The 19,299-nt window shown below is 64.0% G+C and carries 17 protein-coding genes; 9 read left to right on the top strand and 8 right to left on the bottom strand.

The features are described from left to right. Nucleotides 1–117: 117 nt before the first annotated feature. The 4 genes from IV454_RS33095 to IV454_RS26195 form a co-directional block, all read right to left on the bottom strand. Nucleotides 118–681, bottom strand: coding sequence for a PEP-CTERM sorting domain-containing protein (locus IV454_RS33095; RefSeq protein WP_229521852.1), 564 nt, complete (start codon nt 679–681; stop codon nt 118–120). 702 nt (nt 682–1,383) lie between these two features. After that, nucleotides 1,384–1,593 (bottom strand): hypothetical protein, encoded by a 210-nt coding sequence (locus tag IV454_RS26205; RefSeq protein WP_206088552.1) that lies wholly within the window; start codon nt 1,591–1,593, stop codon nt 1,384–1,386. Between the two features lie 404 nt (nt 1,594–1,997). Then, complete coding sequence (locus IV454_RS26200) at nt 1,998–3,329, bottom strand: glycoside hydrolase family 28 protein (RefSeq protein WP_229521850.1); 1,332 nt, start codon at nt 3,327–3,329, stop codon at nt 1,998–2,000. A gap of 418 nt (nt 3,330–3,747) precedes the next feature. Next, nucleotides 3,748–4,740: a GlxA family transcriptional regulator gene (locus IV454_RS26195; RefSeq protein ID WP_206088551.1), complete on the bottom strand. Its 993-nt coding sequence runs from the start codon at nt 4,738–4,740 to the stop codon at nt 3,748–3,750. A gap of 127 nt (nt 4,741–4,867) precedes the next feature. On the opposite strand from IV454_RS26195, the gene IV454_RS26190 reads away from it, so the two are divergent. Together IV454_RS26190 and IV454_RS26185 are read left to right on the top strand one after the other, a co-directional pair. Then, the gene (locus IV454_RS26190) at nt 4,868–5,767 is read left to right on the top strand and encodes an MBL fold metallo-hydrolase (protein ID WP_229521848.1); all 900 of its coding nucleotides are present in this window, start codon (nt 4,868–4,870) and stop codon (nt 5,765–5,767) included. A gap of 55 nt (nt 5,768–5,822) precedes the next feature. Next, on the top strand, nt 5,823–6,623 hold the full coding sequence (locus tag IV454_RS26185; protein WP_206088550.1) for a ferritin-like domain-containing protein: 801 nt from the start codon (nt 5,823–5,825) through the stop codon (nt 6,621–6,623). A 46-nt stretch (nt 6,624–6,669) separates the two neighbouring features. Here the strand turns inward: IV454_RS26185 and pstS are convergent, their stop codons facing one another. Further along, a complete protein-coding gene (gene pstS / locus IV454_RS26180; RefSeq protein WP_206088549.1) occupies nt 6,670–7,734 on the bottom strand; it encodes a phosphate ABC transporter substrate-binding protein PstS in 1,065 nt (354 codons plus the stop codon). Between the two features lie 394 nt (nt 7,735–8,128). Beyond that, nucleotides 8,129–8,341, bottom strand: a complete 213-nt coding sequence (locus IV454_RS26175) for a hypothetical protein (protein ID WP_206088548.1) — start codon at nt 8,339–8,341, stop codon at nt 8,129–8,131. A 125-nt stretch (nt 8,342–8,466) separates the two neighbouring features. Here IV454_RS26175 and IV454_RS26170 point away from each other — a divergent pair, with 125 nt between their 5' ends. Further along, entirely contained in the window at nt 8,467–8,925 is a 459-nt protein-coding gene (locus tag IV454_RS26170) for an acyl-CoA thioesterase (RefSeq protein WP_229521846.1), read from the top strand. Between the two features lie 76 nt (nt 8,926–9,001). Here the strand turns inward: IV454_RS26170 and bcaP are convergent, their stop codons facing one another. Then, nucleotides 9,002–10,399 carry a branched-chain amino acid transporter BcaP gene (bcaP, locus tag IV454_RS26165; protein ID WP_206088547.1) on the bottom strand — a complete coding sequence of 466 codons (1,398 nt, stop codon included), beginning with the start codon at nt 10,397–10,399 and terminating at the stop codon, nt 9,002–9,004. Nucleotides 10,400–10,652: 253 nt separating this feature from the next. Continuing rightward, nucleotides 10,653–12,026, bottom strand: coding sequence for a DUF4214 domain-containing protein (locus IV454_RS26160; RefSeq protein WP_206088546.1), 1,374 nt, complete (start codon nt 12,024–12,026; stop codon nt 10,653–10,655). A 274-nt stretch (nt 12,027–12,300) separates the two neighbouring features. Here IV454_RS26160 and IV454_RS26155 point away from each other — a divergent pair, with 274 nt between their 5' ends. The 6 genes from IV454_RS26155 (at nt 12,301) to IV454_RS26130 (ending at nt 19,274) form a co-directional block, all read left to right on the top strand. Further along, nucleotides 12,301–13,116 carry a M48 family metallopeptidase gene (locus IV454_RS26155; protein ID WP_206088545.1) on the top strand — a complete coding sequence of 272 codons (816 nt, stop codon included), beginning with the start codon at nt 12,301–12,303 and terminating at the stop codon, nt 13,114–13,116. Nucleotides 13,117–13,489: 373 nt separating this feature from the next. Further along, complete coding sequence (gene paoA / locus IV454_RS26150) at nt 13,490–14,137, top strand: aldehyde dehydrogenase iron-sulfur subunit PaoA (protein WP_206088544.1); 648 nt, start codon at nt 13,490–13,492, stop codon at nt 14,135–14,137. Beyond that, nucleotides 14,134–15,084 (top strand): FAD binding domain-containing protein, encoded by a 951-nt coding sequence (locus tag IV454_RS26145; protein ID WP_206088543.1) that lies wholly within the window; start codon nt 14,134–14,136, stop codon nt 15,082–15,084. The genes paoA and IV454_RS26145 overlap by 4 nt, the downstream gene beginning before the upstream one ends. A gap of 3 nt (nt 15,085–15,087) precedes the next feature. Next, a complete protein-coding gene (gene paoC / locus IV454_RS26140) occupies nt 15,088–17,286 on the top strand; it encodes an aldehyde oxidoreductase molybdenum-binding subunit PaoC (protein ID WP_206088542.1) in 2,199 nt (732 codons plus the stop codon). A 128-nt stretch (nt 17,287–17,414) separates the two neighbouring features. Further along, nucleotides 17,415–18,383, top strand: coding sequence for a cupin-like domain-containing protein (locus IV454_RS26135; RefSeq protein ID WP_206088541.1), 969 nt, complete (start codon nt 17,415–17,417; stop codon nt 18,381–18,383). 141 nt (nt 18,384–18,524) lie between these two features. Then, on the top strand, nt 18,525–19,274 hold the full coding sequence (locus IV454_RS26130; RefSeq protein WP_206088540.1) for a class I SAM-dependent methyltransferase: 750 nt from the start codon (nt 18,525–18,527) through the stop codon (nt 19,272–19,274). Nucleotides 19,275–19,299 lie beyond the last annotated feature (25 nt).

Raw genomic sequence — 19,299 nt, 5'->3', positions numbered from 1 at the left:
GTTGCGGCCATCTGGTGGCAAGGGGCCGAAGCATGAGGCTTATTCAGGGCAGTTTCCGCCCTGTTAAGTTCCTCGGGGAGCGTGGTGGAGCAGGAAAGGCACTCCGCCGCGGCCGGGTCAGTCCGCGAACTTCGCCGAACAAGTCGGGCGGCGGCGGGCGGCACCGACCAAGGCCAGCAAACCGGCTCCGAACATCAAGTAGGTCTGCGGTTCGGGCACGGCGGTGATGGAAAACTGCGTGGCATCGGTCCAGACATATACCGTGTCGTACGGTGCGCCGCCGTCGGGCGACCAGAAAGTAGTGCCGTAGGAGTCGCCCGACCTGGCTGCGTAATAGGCGTTGCCCAAATCGCTATGTACTGATTTGATCGCCGAAAAATTCAACGGTCCGCCTGCTTGATAGGAAAATTTATCGATCGAGCATGTCGTTGTGCTGACGCCCGCCGCATTGACGCAGGGTGCGAAGTCGATGTCGGCAAATTTGAACGTAAGCAGTTCGCTTGCGCCATACACGCCATCCCCATTTTTGTCTTCCGCCGAAAACCGGCCCTTGAGGATATCAGGCACATTGAGGAAATCCTTCATGAAATTCTGGTAGCTGAAATCGAACACCTTCACTTCGGCATGGGCGGACATGGCGCACGCCATCATGGCGGTGCTACAGAGCAGTTTTTTAAGCATTGTAAGTTTCCGGGAAAGATTTAAGGAGTTAATCCGCGCAGCGCGGTCGCCGCGGAAAATGACACGATAGCAATGTTTTTCGACTACAAACAAGTACTTTTACATAATAATGTACCAAATTCACGTCTGCTTATGCGGTTGCGCCGGGCAGACACGGTTAAGCAGAACAAGAGGGCCTGCGGCAGTGCATCAGGGACGATACCGAACCGCTTGCGTCCAGGCGCGGAGCAGGGTTTACCCGGGGACGCTAACGCGACCAGCAGGCCGATTCCCGAACCGGGGGGCCAGCACGACGGGCGCCAGACCCAGGCACGGCCCCGCAGCGCATGGTCGCACGCGTTGAGCAATGGCCGCCGTACCGCATCCGCGAGCGCCTCCTTCCTGGACGGGACCGAACCCGGCGCGGGCATGTGCGCGATGGGCGTGCTGCCCGAGGAAAAAGGCGAAAGGGTTGCAAATGCATCCCATCGCACTCGATGAACGACATGGCCACGCTGACTGTTGAGGCATTTTTTTGCGCTGCGGCGGCGCTCGGGGAATCCGCGGTCCTGCTCGACAAAAACGCCGCCCCGGGCGGCTGCCGCCAGCCGATCGGAAAGCGGGCTACGGAGCGCAGTTCATCTACGCGGTGTGGGGGCATTGCCCGGCACTTCGCCATCCCGCACAAAAAAACGATGGACGGTGGCGTGACCGGGCTCGCGATCAGCACATTGATTTTGTGTCCATCGGCAGGTCTGCGTGAACGGCGTCGTCCTCGTCCGCGACGGTGTAAGCCGCTTCGTCGCCCTCCGGTTCGACGCGTATGGACAGCATTTTCCCGGCATTGACTTCGAACAGGATGCGATCATGCCCGCGCTGTTGCACGATGATGAAGGTTCCCGCGGATGGTGCGGTGTGTGGGCGTGCAGGCATGACAAATTTCCTTTCGGTTGATCCGGCGTTGAGACGGGCGGCGGGCGCTGTCGGGGGTCCCGATGCGCGCAACACGTGACAGTCGCGCACACAGGCGCACTCCCACTGCTACCCAATTGAGCAAATTCCGGATCATGTCCGCGCTGGCTGCGCTGATGGTGTTCCGGATCGCCATACCCATAGCGCTTATCCGAGCGTAGCGGTTGACACGTCGTTGTCGTGTCGCGACGACAAGCCAACCCGCGCGGCAGGTCGCGCAACATGCGGTTGGCCGGGCATGCCCGGGCCGCACGGTTGAAGGACAAGATTTATCTCAAGACCGTCAAGCAGCTGTCCTACAAGTTCGCAAGGCAAGCGCTGACGTCGGGATGCCGTGTCGTTGGCCGGAATACGGAAACGCGTGGCTATTGTCGTGCCACGCGAGCCGCATCGTCCGGAAACGGCAGCAGGCGCTTGCCGCAGTCGATGCCGGCGGCGCCTGGCGGATTAATCCGGCCGGCCAGGCGCGCGAAGTCGATCTTCAACGCCGGGCTACCGTCCACCACCACGTCGTCGAGGGTGAGCCGCAAGGGGCGTTTATCGTCATAGCCCTGCAGGATCACGTTGCGTCCTGGCGTGAGGCTGTGCACATGCTCCATGCGCACGCCGGCATAGTCGGGAATCAGCTCGCCCGGCGGCCCTGGCGCGTAATTGGTATCGATATACAGCGGCCACTGCACGTTGCGCATGCATACATCGCGGTAGACGATATCTTTGACTTCGCCGCCGCGCCGGTCGTTGCTCTTGATGCGCAGGCCCGAGGTGGTGCCGTCCATGTCGAGGTCTTCAACCAGCACCTTGCGCACCCCGCCGTCGGTCTCGCTGCCGATCGACATGCCATGGCCGCTGTAGAAGCGGTTGTGCAGGATCGAGATGTTTTCGGACGGGCCGTTGTGGCCCGCCTTGATCGCCACGTTGTCGTCGCCGGTGCGGATATGGCTGTGCGCGATGGTGACATTACGCGAGGAGCCGGGATCGATGCCGTCGGTGTTGCGCGCGTCGCGCGGCGTGTCGATGCGTATGCCCCACGCGGTAAAGCCGTCGACCCGGTTCATCGCCACATGGAAGTTGGCCGCGTTGCGCAGGGTGATGCGGTACATCGTGAACTCGCGCGCGCGGTCCAGCTGGATCAGGCGCGGCACATTCTGGCGCAGATTTTCCTTTTGCGCGCGGCGGGCGATCTGCCACCAGGTTTCGCTCTTGCCGTCGATGCGCTGGCCGCCCTGGCCGTCGATGCCGCCGTCGCCCATGATGCCTGCGCCGCCGATGCCCTCGGCCGTGATGAACGGGCGGCAGCCGCTGCCGGCGTCGTCGACGGTGCCGCAGGTGTTGCGGCCACGGTCGAACAGCGCGGCGTTGGTACTGGCGAACAGGGTGACGCCGGCGTCGATGACCAGGGTGACGCCGCTCCTGAGCGTCAGCGGGCCGGCGGTGAAGGCGCGCTTGTCGCCCTCTGGCGCCAGATGCAGGGCATGGCCCGGCGTGCAGGTGTCGATGGCGGCCTGGATGCGCGGCGCATCGTCGCGGCCGGGCAGGGCCGATTCGGCGGGCAGCACCGCGCACGCGGGCGGCGGCACCGGCTCGCGCACGGTGCGGGTGTCCTGCGCCTGGGCGGCGCCGCACAGGGCCAGGGCGGCCGCGCCCAGCATGCGCAGGTGGACGGAAGGGTATCTCGCAGCGGATTTGGGTGTGTTCATGTGACGTTTCCAATGAGTGGTTGTCGGCCTGCCTTGAGGCAGTGCGCGGTTCCGGAAACCTCGCGTATCCGGCGCCGTCCGACCAGGGCCGCGCGCAATTCGGGGCTGGGGTCGTCCGGGTGGCGAGCGGGCCCCGGGATGCTTGCGCAGTCCTCGACACATCGCTGATCATTCGATCAGGAGCGAGGTTAGCAGACGCGTTTGAAAATGGCCATTCCCGTGACGGCGTTGGAAATTTTTGTTAGCACGTTGGCGGATTTCATCGGCATGGGGAGGGCCGCTTGTCCGCGCTCGATGTGGCGCTGGCGTGCGCACGATAGCGGAATCGATCACGCCGTATTGCGAATTGCCGGCAATGGGCCAGTCGCCCGATGCTGATGCCGCGGATGGACAACTGGTCCCAGGTGCCGCCGCCGTTTCAGGTCGTTGCGGGCTGGTCGGACCGGAACAGTTTGCGGTAGGCCGAGGGCGAGGTGCGCAGGGTGGTGCGGAAATGCTGGCGCAGCGAAAGCGCGCTGCCGAAACCGGCTTCCTGGGCGACTCGTTCAATCGAGGCATCGCCCGTTTCGAGCATGCGCTGGACGTGCGCCATGCGCTGATTCAGGAGCCATTGCTTGAACGAGGTGCCGGTCGTCTGGCGGAAGTGGCGGGTGAAGTTACGGCGGCTCATGGCCGCGCGTTCGGCCAGCGCGTCGATGCTGTGGGCCTCGCCCAGGTGCTGTGTCACCCAGTCGAGCACTTGGGAGAACCGCCCCTCGCTGACGGACACCGGCAGCGGGCGTTCGATGAACTGCGCCTGCCCGCCATCGCGGTGGGGTGCGATGAGGAGCCGCCGGGCGACCCGGTTGGCGATCTCGGCGCCGCACAGTTGGCGCACCAGATGCAGGCAGCAATCGAGTCCCGCCGCCACGCCGGCGGAGGTGAGCACGTCGCCCTGGTCCACATACAGCACCTCTTGATTGACCTGGACCCTGGGATAGCGTTGCGCCAGCTCGGCCGCCGCCGCCCAGTGCGTGGTGGCGGTGCGGCCATCGAGCAGGCCGGCCTGGGCCAGGGGGAAGGCGCCGAGGCACAGCCCTACCACCAGCGCGCCGCGTGCATGCGCATGGCGCAGCGCGTCCAGCAAGGCTGGCGGCGCGCGCCGGCAGTCGTCGTGCCACGCGGGCATGACGACGATGTCGGCTTCGTCCAGCGCTTCAAGCCCGCTCTCGGGGGCAATGGCGAAGCCCGCCGAGGTCCGCAGCGGCCCTTGTTCCAGCGCGCAGACGCGCACCTCGAACGCGGCTGGCGCGCCGTCGCCGTGATGGGCGCCAAAGACCAGGCAGGGCACCGACAGATGGAAGGGCGTGATGCCGTCGAAGGCGACGATGGCTACGGTTCGTGGAGCGGAAGAGGCAGATGGTTTTCGCATGGCCCGATTATATCGAAGATCGGCCTTCGGGCCACTGTCCAGCGTGCCGGTACGGGCGGAAAATACGCTTCAGTCTTCGGGAAACAACAGATCCCGGCTCGTTAAACCCACTATCAGGAGAACTTGCATGTCCCTCATCTCAAACCCGACCCTGTTGCGCTGCGCCGCCGTCAGCGCCCTTGCCACCTCCTTGGCTGCCTGTGCGGGCACGGGCGGCAGCGCCGGCGTCCAGAGCGCCGGGGCCGTGACGTTTCAGCAAATCCGCAATGCGACCATCAAGCTGGAGTACGCGGGCACGACCTTCCTGGTCGATCCGATGCTGGCCAGGAAGGGCGCGTTTCCGGGTTTCCAGGGCACCTACAACAGCCATTTGCGCAATCCGCTGGTGGAACTGCCGCTGCCGCTGAGCGAGGTGGTGAAGGCCGATGCCATCGTCGTCACCCATACCCATGACGACCACTGGGATGACGCGGCCAAGCAAAGCCTGCGCAAGGATATGCCGATCTTCACGCAGAACGAAGATGATGCGCAAAGCATCCGCAAGGATGGGTTCACGGACGTGCGGGTGCTGGACGGGAACACGGTGTTCAGGGGGACGCGCCTGCGCAAGACGGCCGGGGTGCATGGCACGGACCAGATGATGATGGTGGCGCCGCTGGCCAAGCGCATGGGTACCGTGTCGGGCGTGGTGTTCGAGCGGGAAGGCTACAAGAGCGTGTACGTGGCGGGCGATACGGTCTGGAACGGCGACGTGGAGTCGGCGATCAAACAGTTCCGGCCGGATGTCATCATCCTCAACACCGGCTACGCGCGCGTGCTTGGTTTCGAGGGATCTATCATCATGGGCAAGGAAGACCTGTACCGGGCTTACCAGCTCGCGCCCAAGGCCACGGTGGTCGGCATTCACATGGAAGCCCTGAACCACCTCATGCAGACGCGCAAGGACCTGCGCGAGCATATCGTGGAAAAGAACATGGATCCGCAGCGCGTGCTGGTGCCGGAAGACGGCCAGTCGTACCGCTTCTGATCCGCGCCGGGCGGGCTTGGTATACTGCCCGGATTTATACGTACAGGGTTATACGATGGCGCAACCGCTGGAACTGCGCGCACATGCGCTGGAGTGCCTGCTTGAACCCGATCCCGCGACCAAGACCGCGCTGATTGCCACGCTGGCGCAGGCGCAGTCGGCCGGTGACTGGGTGGTGGACAATGGCGCGGTGTTCGAGGTGGAGCGTCCGATTCCGGGCCGGCCGGAGCGCCCGCTGCTGGTGCCGCCACGGCTGGTGGGGCGGCGCTCGATGGTGACGCTGGAAGGGCGCGCGATGCTGGTGCATTCGCTGGCCCACATCGAATTTAACGCGATGAACCTGGCGCTCGACGCGCTCTGGCGCTTCCCGGACCTGCCCGCGGCGTATTACACCGACTGGCTGCGCGTGGCGAAGGAAGAGGCGTATCACTTCTCGATGCTGGCCGCGCACCTGCAGGTGCTCGGTTACCGCTACGGCGACTTTCCGGCGCACGACAGCCTGTGGGAGATGGTCGAGAAAACCAAGGGCGACGTGGTGGCGCGCATGGCGCTGGTGCCGCGCACCCTGGAAGCGCGCGGCCTCGATGCGATTCCGCCGTTGCGCGCCAAGATCGCGCAGGCCGGCGACATGGCGGCGGCGGCGATCCTCGATATCATCTTGCGCGACGAAGTCGGCCACGTGGAGATCGGCAACCGCTGGTATCGTTATCTGTGCGCGGGGCGCGGGCTCGATCCGCAGACGGCGTACGCGGAACTGGCGCTGCGCTACGAGGCGCCGGTACTCAAAGGGCCATTCAATCTCGAAGCGCGGCGCCGGGCCGGGTTCACCGAGGCGGAGCTGGTCGACTTCTCGTAACGCGTGCGGCCGCTGTCGCCCGCTGTGCCGCGCTCCATCAACACGCTCAGTGCATCTTGAGCATGTCGGCCAGCGACCATTTGAGCGGCGCCCCCGCCGTATCGGTAATGGTGGTCAGCTCGCCGAAGATGCGGCCCTGGACGTTGTCGGGCAGGCGCACGAAGGCCGTGCCGCCGACGGCCGCGTCGCCGTGCACGAAGCCCCAGGTGAAAAATTTGATGGCGGCCACCGCGTTGTCGGGCGTGCTGCTCACCAGCGGCACGATGGCGAAGGTACTGGCGGTGATCGGCCAGCTGGCGGCGCCCGGCTTGTCGGTCAGCATTTCCTCGTACGCACCCTTGGTCGCCCATCCGCTGTTGTTCATCGCCGAGGAGAAGCCGGCTCCCGATGGCGCCACGAACTTGCCGTCGCGATTTTTCAGGAGGGCGAAGTTCAGCTTGTTCTTCGATACGTACTGGTAGTCCACGTAGCCGATCGCGCCGGCGGTCTGCCTGAGCGCGGCCACCACGCTGGCGCTGCCCTTGACTGGCGTGGTTCCGGCGGCCCAGGTAATGCTGTAGTTGCTGCCGTAAGCGGCCTTCCATTCCGGACTGCTTTTGCTCAGGTAATCGGTGAAGTTGAAGGTGGTGCCCGAGCCGTCCAGGCGGGTCACGACCGTGATCGGCAGGGCTGGCAAGGTCAGTCCGGGATTGAGCGCCTGCACCTTGGGATCGTTCCATTTCGTGATTTTGCGGCTGAATATGTCGGCGAGGAGCTCGCCGGTCAGCTTGAGCTGTCCGCTGGTCAGGCCCGGCACATTGATGATCGGCACAATGCCTGAGACAGCCGTGGGGAAGCACAGCAGTTTGCCCGACTTGCGCTCGTCCGCGGACAGGGCGACATCGGTGGCGCCGAAGTCCACCTTGCGCGCCTTGACTTGCTGCAGGCCATCGGTGGAGCTGCTGGGTTGGTAGGTGACGTTGACCTGCGCATACTTGCTGTACGCAGCGGCCATCGAGGTGTACAGGATTTCCGCGGCCGACGAGCCGGCCCCGGACAGCTGGTTCTGCGCGTAGGTGGCAGGGGAAACCGCGATGAAGGCGGCAAAAATAATCTTGTTTTTAAATGACATATCGGTGTTCCGTATTCGGCTAAGGTGTATCAGGGATGTTGCGTGCGCGTGGTTCCGGTGCCGGGCGTTGGTCAGGCCAGGGCGGACGGAAAACAGGGGCGCGGGAGGGTCGCTATGCCCGGGCTACGCCAGGCGTAACGCGGGATTGTCGCAAATGAGGGACGCGGCGCATGGCCGGGACCAGGCAGTAGGACTGACCTTGAGCGGCGACATGTTGGCGAATAACTCTGACAATCAATAATTCTACACGGAAATAAAAGAGAAAAGGTTGTGAACGCACCTTTAGAGGAAAAGCTCGGGATTACGCGGAGTTGGCGGCATTATAACGCATTGCGCTCGACCAGATAAGGCAGATACCCGCGCAATATTGCTTTTATAGTCAGGAAATAGCGCATTAAACTTGTAGAAAAGACATATTTTTCGATGCGAAAAAGGGCAACGGGTCGCCGGCCTTGTCTTTCAGCTGCGCGGTGCTGCAGGCGGACAGATCGAGGTCATCGCGCACCCCTTTGTATGTCGAGATATGCAGCTTGCCCTCGGGATGCGCGTACAGGTAGCGCACGTCGACCAGCGCTCCGACTGGAGGAATGTAGACGTTGGACGACATGCTGACCTTGCTGGTACAGCGATACGGATTCTTTTTCCACGCTTGTTCCTGGGGTATTCATTGAAACGTTGCGCCGGGGTCAGCCGTGCCGCGCAGCCTGGCGGCGCCGATGGTAAGATCGCGCCATGACAAATACACTTGCCCCAACCCTGCCGCCGACCCTCGTTCACACCATGCGCATGCCGATCCGGTGGGGCGACATGGACGCGATGGGACACGTTAACAACACGGTGTACTTCCGCTATATCGAACAGGCCCGCATTTCATGGTTCGACCTGATCGACTGCACACCAGATCCGGCCGGGGAAGGGCCGGTGATCGTCAACGCCCACTGCTCGTTCCTCAAGCAGCTCAAGTATCCGGGCGAGATCGAGATCAGGACCTTCGTGGGACCGCCGGGACGCTCCAGCTTCGAGATGTTCCACCAGATCCGGATGGTCGGTGCCGACGGCAACCCCGGCGAGCTGCACGCCGAAGGTGGCGCCAAAGTCGTGTGGGTGAACTTCCCGGCCGAAAAATCGGTGCCGCTGCCGAGCGCGATCTGCAAGTTGCTTCCCCCGCAGAAGCTGTTGCCCGGCAAATAGAGCGGGGCACATAGCGAAACGCCGTCGTTTCCGCCAGTGGCGAAAACGACGGCGCTTGATGGGACCGCCGTGGCGTTTATTTTTGTGTGTTCAGCAGCGAATGGCGGCGCGAATACGAAAAATACACCACCAGCCCGATCACCAGCCAGATCCCGAAGGCGATCCAGGTGGTCTTGCTCAGGAAGGTCATCAGGGCCACGCAAAAGAGGATGGCCAGGCCCGGCACGAAAGGCACGCCGGGGCAGCGGAACGCGCGGTGCAGGTCCGGACGGGTTCGGCGCAGCACGATCACGGCCACCGAGACCAGGCAGAAGGCCGCCAGGGTACCGATATTAATTAGTTCGGCGAGCACGCCCAGCGGCACCACGGCGGCAATCAGGCCGAACACGATACCGACCATCCAGGTTGCGAAGAATGGCGTGCCGAATTTCGGGTGCACGGCGGACAGGCGCTTGGGCAGCAAGCCGTCGCGCGACATGGCGAAAATGACGCGGGTCTGGCCGTACGTCATCACCAGGATCACGGTGGTCATGCCCAGGATCGCGCCCAGGTCGACGAAACCGGCTACCCAGTTCTGTTTGGCAAATTGCAGGGCCAAGGAGACCGGGTGATCGACCCCGGCAAACTGTTGGTAAGGCACGATGCCGGTCATGATGGCCGAGACGATCACGTACAGGATGGTGCAGACCACCAAGGAGCCGATAATACCGATCGGCAGGTCGCGCTCGGGGCGCTTGACTTCCTCGGCCGCCGAAGTCACCGCATCGAAACCGATGAAGGCGAAGAACACCAGCGCGGCGGCGCTCATCGTGCCCTTCATTCCGAACGGCATGAACGGCTGCCAGTTGGCCGGCTCGACATAGCGGGCGCCGACAAAGATGAACAGCAGCACCACGGCGATTTTGATCACCACCATCACGCTGTTGATGCGGGCCGATTCGCGCACGCCGAACGAGAGCATGGCCGTCAGGATCAGCATGATGACCATGGCGGGCAGGTTGAACAAGGTGTCGACTCCGGGAATCGATCCGGGCGCGGCGGTGAGCGCGACCGGTAGCTTGATGCCCAGGCCGCCGATGAGCGACTGGAAATAGCCGGACCAGCCGACCGACACGGCCGAGGTGGCCAAACCATATTCGAGCAGCAAATCCCAGCCGATCATCCAGGCCACCAGTTCGCCCATGGTGGCGTAGCTGTAGGTATAGATCGAGCCGGCCACGGGAATGGTCGACGCGAATTCGGCGTAGCACAGGGCGGCGAAGCCGCAGGCCATCGCGGCGATCACGAAGGACAGGGTCAGGGCCGGGCCGGCGGTCAGCGCGCCGGTGCCGGTGAGCACGAAAATCCCGGTGCCGACGATGGCGCCAATGCCCATCAGCACCAGGTCAAGCGGCCCCAGCACCTTCTTCAGCCCGCCAGCGGCGCGGCTTTGCGCGACCATATCGTCCAGATTTTTTGTTCGGAAAAGGCTCATCTATTGTCTCGCTTAAAGTCTTTATGTTTTTAAAATGCCACGTCGGCAACTTTTTTGCTGTCGAAGTGTACTACTACTGCGCCCGGGATTGTAGCGTAAGGTGCCCGGGTGTTGACTTTATTACAGGAGAAAAACGGGTCGGCTGTGGCTTTGGCGGCGCATCCGGGGCGGCGCGGGACGGGATGGCGTGAGGCGGGGCGCATGGCAAGCGGCATGTGCCGGGCTGGGCCGGTACATGCGCGCATGCGGGAAATCAGGCAAACAGGGGCGAGGCGAGGTGGCTGTCAATGCCGTTCAGTTCGATGGCCGGGGCGTCGAAGTGCGCGAGCGGCAGGTCGTCGGCATGGTCGGGTGCGTTGCGGGCGACGGCCGGCAGGCCCGCCACCGCCTGCTTGACCGTGCTTTGGAAGGTGTTCGCATCGGTGAGGGCCGTGACGGACTTGAGCAGATCGCGCGCCACGGCGGCGGCGCCAAGGCTGTTGTACGAGGCCTCCTTGCCGTCGGTTTCCAGCCCGAATGTGAAGTTCGACGCCACGCTGATCTTGTTGTTCACCAGCAACGCGTCGTTCAAGCCCTGGGCCGAGGTGTTGGTCTGGGCACCGGCCAGGATCGACAGCGAGGCATTGGCGCGGGTGAGCGAACCGCTGTCGATGGCTTTGCTCCAGAAGTCGAGGCCAGCCTGGTCCGCATCGCGGTTCAGCACGTTATGGTAGATCGCCTTGACGAAGGTATTGGTATCGCCCGAATACAGCGCCTTCGACTCGGCGCTGGTGCCGAACGAGTCGATCAGGTTTTTCACGGCCGCGTCCTTGGCGTAGCGCTCGCCCAGGTCGTTCGCGCTGGTGGGCGCACCGAGCTTGGCCAGCTGGTCCTGGAAACTCTTCAGTCCGCCCACGTCGGCGGCGCGGCCGAAGTAGCCGATGTACAGCGCCTGGGTCAGGTCGCCGTACTGCATGTCGGCCACGCTGTCGGCGAAGACCAGCTTTTCCACGCTGCGCAGGACGTCCGTGCCCTCGTGCTTGACGTTCGAGCTGACGGTGAGCATGTCCGCGTTCTTGACGATATTGTAGTCGGCGCGCTTGCCGCCATAGACCATGGTATCGATGCCCTTGTAGCCGTTGACGAGATCGCTGCTCTTGGTGGCGGTAAAGCGGTCGGCGCCGTCGGTACCGATGAGGGTGTTGGTCGGTTTGGGGATGGTGTCGAGGTCCGCGTTAATGTACAGCGAGACGTACTTATTGGCATCGGCGTAACCCTGGTTCCAGCCGGCGTCGACGTACATGGTGCCCGAATACGGCGCCACGAACTGCGATAGATGGTCCATGCCGTAGGTGCCGGCGCTTTCCTGGTCGACGGCGATTACGCGGCCGAGATTGTCATATAGGCGGATCAGGAAGGGGTCGAAAAAACTGAAGCTGAAAATATCGTAAGTGACATCCTCGACCGCCGTGAACGAAAACAGGTCGTGCAAAATCGCGTTTGGCTGGCCGGTGATGGTGCTCGCCTCAAGATCCCATGTGGTCGGATAGGTCCCGGTCGGAACGTAGGTCTTGAATGTCAGCGGCTGCGCCGAAGCGATTTCTTGCGCGGTCAGGACGCCCAGATAGTCGAGAGTGGGGTAAGTCATGGTGATTTCCTTGTTATTTTTCGTCAGGGTAAGCCGATGATGTGCCTGATCGAGTATTTCACGACCGGCATTCAATTTCTACGCTGAAATTTGTATTTTTTGTTAATGAGTGTTAGAAATGTAAGCGCCGGTAAGTAAGCCCGGGCGCATGCGTATTGTGTGTTGGCGTCTGATCGTTTTGATGATTAAGCAAGTATGATGTTAAGCCAAGTCGACATGCTTTCAGTAAATTATTATTCTAGGAAATTATTTCAACATGGATCGGAGTAACAACATGACGAAAACGGCGCAGGCCAGGTTTGGCGTGATATGCGTTTTAGCTGCCCTGGCCGGGTGTGCCAGCAGCACGATGCCTGGAACGGTGGGCGTCACGCGCACGCAGTTCATGATCGTACCGGCGTCTGAAGTGGACGCGATGGCACTGTCGGGTTTCAGCAGCCAGAACCAGAAAGCCAGGGCGGCGGGGAAGCTGGTCAATGGCGGTGCCGAGTATGAGCGCGTGGACCGCATCGCCAGGCGGCTGCAGGCGCAAGTGCCGGTGTTCCGCACCGATACCCAGGACTGGAAATGGGAACTGGCGCTGATCGACGCTCCGGTACTCAATGCCACCTGCGCGCCCGGCGGCAAAATCACCTTTTACACCGGCCTGATTCGCAAGCTCAAGCTGACCGACGACGAGATCGCGATGGTCATGGGGCACGAGATCGCCCACGCGCTGCGCGAGCATGGCCGCGAACGCATGTCGGAAGCGAAGGCGACGGGCGCGGTCACCACCCTGGCCAAGGTGCTGGCGCCGGACAAGGCGCTCACTGTCGACCTGGCCAACACGGCGTCGCACTACCTGTTCTCGCTGCCGAACTCGCGCGAGCACGAGTCGGAAGCCGACACCATCGGCCTGGAACTGGGCGCGCGCGCCGGGTACGACCCGCGCGCGGCGGTATCGGTATGGGAAAAAATGGGGGCTGCATCGAGCGGCGCAGGCCCGGCCGAGTTCCTGTCGACCCACCCGTCCAACGAAACCCGGATTGCCTCGCTCACGGCCATGCAGCCGCGCGTGGCGCCGCTGTACGCCGCAGCCAGGCAGAAGTAAGCCTGCGACAGGCTCGCAGACCGGCGTGCCCGCGCCGGTCTGCGCTGGCCGCGCCATGTCGCGCCAGCGAGCAGCGCCAACAGGACGCAGCCCCGCGCTCCTTCTTTGACATGCCGTCGACTGTAAACGGTTTCGCAGGTCCAGCCGCTCCCTCGCCAGTCGCGTTTATCGCACGAATGTTCGCGTTCTAACAGACCCGACCTTCGTTCATTGGCAATCTCGATAGATTGCACGTTTTTCCGATGCGCCACGCCCATCTGCTTCAACCGGCGCGCCATCATGTGCTGCCCAAACCATTGATCGCCTGTGCGGCCCCCCTCGGGCAGGGGGCTCGTGCGGGACTTCACACCATCAGCGAAGAGGATGCCAACACATGGACGAGTTCAGTGACATCAAACTATCGAGGCGGGAACTGTTGATCGCAGGCGCCATTACGGTCACGGCGGCCAGCGTGCCAGGTACGGCCGGCGCGGCCAACATGGCCGCGAGCGCGCCGAGCGTAGCGCCGGTGACCGGTCGGGTCGCCTTCCAGGTCAATGGAAAGAGCCATACGCTCGATGTCGACACCCGCACCACCTTGCTCGACGTGCTGCGCGAGAACCTGCACCTGACTGGCACCAAGAAGGGCTGCGACCATGGCCAGTGCGGCGCCTGCACCGTCATCGTCGACGGCCGCCGCATCAACTCCTGCCTGACCCTGGCGGTGATGCATGAAGGCGCCAAGGTCACCACCATCGAAGGCTTGGGCAGCAAGGACAGGCTGCATCCGATGCAGGCCGCCTTCATCAAGCACGACGGCTACCAGTGCGGTTACTGTACCCCGGGCCAGATCTGTTCGGCCGTGTCGGTGCTCGATGAAATCAGGCAGGGCATTCCGAGCCACGCCAGCGCAGACCTGATGGCGCGCCCGCAAGTGACCGCCGACGAAATCCGCGAGCGCATGAGCGGCAATATCTGCCGCTGCGGCGCTTACTCGAACATCCTCGATGCCATCACCGACGTCGCCGGGAGCAAGGCATGAAAGTCTTCACCTACCAGCGCGCCACCAGCAGCGCCGACGCCGCTGCCGCCGCCATGCGCACCCCCGGCGCCAAATTCATCGCCGGCGGCACCAACCTGCTCGACCTGATGAAGCTGGAGATCGAAACCCCGGGCCACCTGATCGACGTCAACGGCCTGGGTCTCGACAAGATCGAAGCGACCGCGGATGGCGGCCTGCGCATCGGCGCCCTGGTGCGCAACACCGACCTGGCCTCGGATGAACGGGTGCGGCGCGATTACGCCGTGCTGTCGCGCGCCTTGCTGTCGGGCGCATCGATGCAGTTGCGGAACAAGGCGACCACCGCCGGCAATCTGCTGCAGCGCACCCGCTGCCCGTACTTCTACGATACCAACCAGCCCTGCAACAAGCGCCAGCCGGGCAGCGGCTGTTCTGCCATCGGCGGTTTCAGCCGCCAGCACGCGATTGTCGGCGCCAGCGACGCCTGCATCGCCACGCATCCGAGCGACATGGCCGTGGCCATGCGCCTGCTCGACGCGCAAGTGGACACGGTGCGTGCCGGCGGCACCGCGCGCACCATTCCGATTGCCGACTTCCACCGCCTGCCGGGCAGCACGCCGCACATCGACACCGTGCTCGAACCGGGTGAACTGATCACCAGCGTCACCTTGCCCAAGCCACTGGGCGGCACGCAGGTGTACCGCAAGGTGCGCGACCGTTCCTCGTATGCCTTCGCGCTGGTGTCGGTCGCGGCCGTGATCCTGCCGGGCGGCGGCCGGGTGGCGCTCGGCGGCGTGGCCCACAAGCCATGGCGCATCGAAGCGGCCGAGCAGAAGATGGCGGGCGGCGCGAACGCCGTGGTCGACCAGTTGCTGGCAGGCGCAAAGACGACGCACGACAACGCGTTCAAGATCATGCTGGTCCAGCGCACGCTGCACGCGGTACTGGCCGATGCCAGGAAAGGCTGACCCATGAAGTTCACCACACCCGCCACCACCAATCCCATCGACCGGCTCAAGGTCGTCGGCCGCCCGCTCGACCGCATCGACGGCCCGGCCAAGACCACCGGCAGCGCGCCGTACGCCTACGAGCAGCACGAGGCCGCGCCCAACGCCGCCTATGGGTACGTGGTCGGTGCTGGCATCGCCAAGGGCCGCATCACCTCGATCAACCTGAATGACGCCCGGCGCGCGCCCGGCGTAATCGCCGTGATCAGCGCCGACAACGCGGGCACGCTCGGCAAGGGAAAGATGAATACCGCCAGGCTGCTCGGCGGGCCGGAGATCCAGCACTACCATCAAGCCATCGCCCTGGTCGTGGCGGAGACGTTCGAGCAGGCGCGCGCCGCCGCCGGTCTGGTCAAGGTGGAGTACGCGCAAGAGAAGGGCGCCTACGACCTCGATCAAGCCAGGGACTCGGCGGCCGTGCCCAAGTCGTCCAAGCCGGACACCAGGGTGGGCGACTTCGATGGCGCCTTCGCCGGCGCGCCGGTCAGGCTCGATGCCACCTACCGCACGCCGGACCAGTCGCACGCCATGATGGAGCCGCACGCCTCGATCGCCGCGTGGGAAGGCGACAAGCTGACCGTGTGGACCGCGAACCAGATGATCGCCTGGACCCGTGGCGACATGGCAAAAACGCTCGGCATCCCGAAGGAAAACGTGCGCCTGATTTCGCCCTACATCGGGGGCGGCTTCGGCGGCAAGTTGTTCCTGCGCTCGGAAGCGCTGCTGGCTGCCCTGGGGGCGCGCGCGGCGAAGCGGCCGGTCAAGGTGGCGCTCAGCCGCCCGCTGGTCATCAACAACACCACCCACCGTCCTGCCACGATCCAGCGCATCCGCATCGGCGCCACGCGCGACGGCAAGATCAGCGCGATCGGGCACGAAACCTGGTCGGGTGACCTCCCGGGCGGCAAGCCGGAAGAAGCGGTCCAGCAAACGCGCCTGCTGTACGCCGGCGCGCACCGCATGACCAAAACGCGGCTGGCCGTGCTCGACCTGCCCGAGGGTAATGCGATGCGCGCGCCGGGCGAAGCGCCGGGCATGATGGCGCTGGAAATCGCCATGGACGAAATGGCCGAAAAGCTCGGGATCGACCCGGTCACCTTCCGCATCCTGAACGACACCAAGGTCGATCCGGAAAAGCCGGGCCGGCCGTTCTCGCAGCGCAGCCTGATCGAATGCCTGCGCACCGGCGCCGAGCGCTTCGGCTGGAAGGCGCGCAATGCCGAACCGGGCAAGACGCGCGAAGGGCGCTGGCTGATCGGCATGGGCGTCGCCAGCGCCTTCCGCAATAATATGGTGACGAAGTCGGGCGCCCGCATCCGCCTCGACACGAGGGGCATCGTCACGGTGGAAACCGACATGACCGATATCGGTACCGGCAGCTACACCGTCATCGCCCAGACCGCGGCGGAGATGATGGGCGTGGGGATCGGGCAGGTCGTGGTGCGCCTGGGCGACTCCAGCTTTCCGGTATCGGCCGGCTCGGGCGGGCAGTGGGGCGCCAACAGTTCCACCGCCGGGGTGTATGCGGCCTGCGTGAAAATGCGCGAGGTGGTGGCGCAGAAGCTGGGCATGAATCCGGCCGAGGCGGAATTTTCGGATGGCGCGGTGCGCGCCGGCGGCAAGAGCGTGCCGCTGGCGCAGGCCGCGCAGGATGGCGAACTGGTGGCCGAGGACAGCATGGAGTACGGCGACCTTGATAAGAAATTCCAGCAATCGACCTTCGGCGCGCACTTTGTGGAGGTGGCGGTCGACAGCGCCACCGGCGAAACGCGCGTGCGGCGCATGCTGGCCGTGTGCGCGGCCGGGCGCATCCTCAATCCGAAGTCGGCGCGCAGCCAGGTGATTGGCGCGATGACGATGGGGCTGGGCGCGGCGCTGATGGAAGAACTGGTGGTCGACACGCGCACCGGGTTTTTTGTCAATCACGATTTGGCGGGGTATGAAGTGCCGGTGCATGCCGACGTGCCGCATCAGGAAGTGGTGTTCCTCGACGAGACCGACCCGGTTTCTTCGCCGATGAAAGCGAAGGGCGTGGGCGAGCTGGGAATTTGCGGGGTGGCGGCGGCGATCGCGAACGCGGTGTATAACGCCACCGGCGTGCGGGTGCGCGAGTATCCGCTCACGCTCGACAAGCTGCTCGCGAAGCTGCCCGCCATGACCTGAGCCAAGCCGTCCACGTGACGGAAAGTGGAACGGCGCCATCGCATACGTTATGCTGTCGCCCCGAGGCGCGGACGAGGGTATCGGTTCGTCGCCGGGTCAACGGAGTAACGGGAAGATGGTAGAGGTTTATGTCAAGTGAGAAGAAACCGGTGGTCCATGGACAGGACCCACCGCAGGAACCACCGCAGGCGCGCCTGGCGCCACGGTTGCCGCCGACATTGCTGGCGACGGAGTCGGCATGGGCCGGGGATGCGGCCGCCAAAAAGCAGGCGCGCGAGGAACGCGATGCGCAGGTGCGGGGCGTGACCTCGATTCACGCCATGCGCGAGGCGATCCGGCGCGTGGGACGCGGTCTCCCGGCGATTTCCGAGATTCCACGCATCGGCATTCCCGACGCCGCGGCCTTTCGGGCGCGTGCGGCGCAAGGCTTGCCGTTCCTGATCACGGGCGTGGCCAAGCGCTGGCCGCTGTCCGGCCTCACGCCGCACACCTTGCGCGAGCGCTTCAGCCATGTGCCGGTGCGGGCGCGGGTGGGCGACTACATCAACACGGCGTTCGCGCCCGACCGCGCCATGCAGGATATGTCGATGCTGGAGTATCTGGACGTGGTCGATGCCGGGGCGGAGGGCTTGCCGCCTTACCTGGGCAATCTGGAACTGCGTGAATTGAACAGCATGTGCTTCTGGCCCGCGTATTTCAGCAAAATGGGCCCGCCGCGCTTCTGGCTCGGGCCGGCGGGGACGGTAACGCCGCTGCATTGCGATTATGACGATAATATTTTCGCGCAAATCTGGGGTACCAAGCGGATTTTCCTGTCGCCGCCGCACCATGACGAATTCCTGTACGCGAATCCGGCCAACGCCATCCTGTTCGGCTCTCCATTCGACCCCGAGGCGCCCGATTTCGATAAATTCCCGCTGGCGCGCCAGGCCGCCATGATCGAGTGCATCGTCAATCCGGGCGACATGCTGTATGTGCCGGCCGGGTGGTACCACCAGGTGCGCGCGCTGACATTTTCGCTGTCGGCCAACCGCTGGGCCAGGGCGATGCCGTTTGCGCTGAAGGGAGAAGCATCCTTGCAGCGCACGGCGGAGTGAGCGATTGCCGCAATAAGGAACGGGACACGGCATGTCGACGCAACCCATGAATGGCAATACACATGTGTACCGCGCAAGTTTGCCTGAATGCTATCATTCCCGTCTATCGCAAGCATGCGCCATGCAATTGACGAGGAACCCATGTCCGATTTTTATGACCGCCTGACCCCGTTCTACCATCTGATCCACCAGGACTGGCACGCCAGCGTCGCGCTGCAAGGCGAGCAGCTCACCAGACTGATCGACGCCGAATGGCCCGGCAAGCGCCGACTGCTGGACGTCTCCTGCGGCATCGGCACCCAGGCTATCGGCCTGGCCCGGCGCGGCTTTTCCGTGGCCGCTTCCGACCTGTCGGAAAAAGAAATCGAACGTGCCCGGCGCGAGGCCGAGCTGGCCGGCGCCAAGGTCGACTTCTCGGTCTGCGACATGCGCCGCGCACACGAGCATCACGGTTCCGGCTTCGACATCGTCCTTTCCTGCGACAACTCGCTGCCCCACCTGCTCACCGACGCCGACCTGCTCACCGCGCTGCGCCAGATGTTCGCCTGCCTGTCGCCGGGCGGCGGCTTCCTGATGTCGATGCGCGACTACGAACGCGAAGAGCGCGGCGTCAACCTGGTCAAGCCCTACGGCGCCCGTACCGAGGACGGCAAGCGCTACGTGCTGTTCCAGGTCTGGGATTTCGAGGGCGAGCACTACGACCTGACCTTTTACTTCATCGAAGAAAACCTGGCCACCCAGGCGGTCCACACGCACGCGCTGCGCTCGCGCTACTACGCCATTTCCACTGACCAAATGTGCGCCTTGATGCGTGAAGCCGGATTTGTCCAGGTGCGCCGGATCGACGGCGCCTTCTACCAGCCGATTCTGGTGGGCACCCGCCCAGCATAATTGTTGCGCCACTGCAAGCGGGGCG

The sequence above is a fragment of the Massilia antarctica genome (genome assembly GCF_015689335.1).
Classification (GTDB): Bacteria; Pseudomonadota; Gammaproteobacteria; order Burkholderiales; family Burkholderiaceae_D; genus Telluria_A; species Telluria_A antarctica.
Note: the sequence above shows the minus strand (reverse complement) of the source record. Positions and strands in the feature narration are given on the sequence as shown.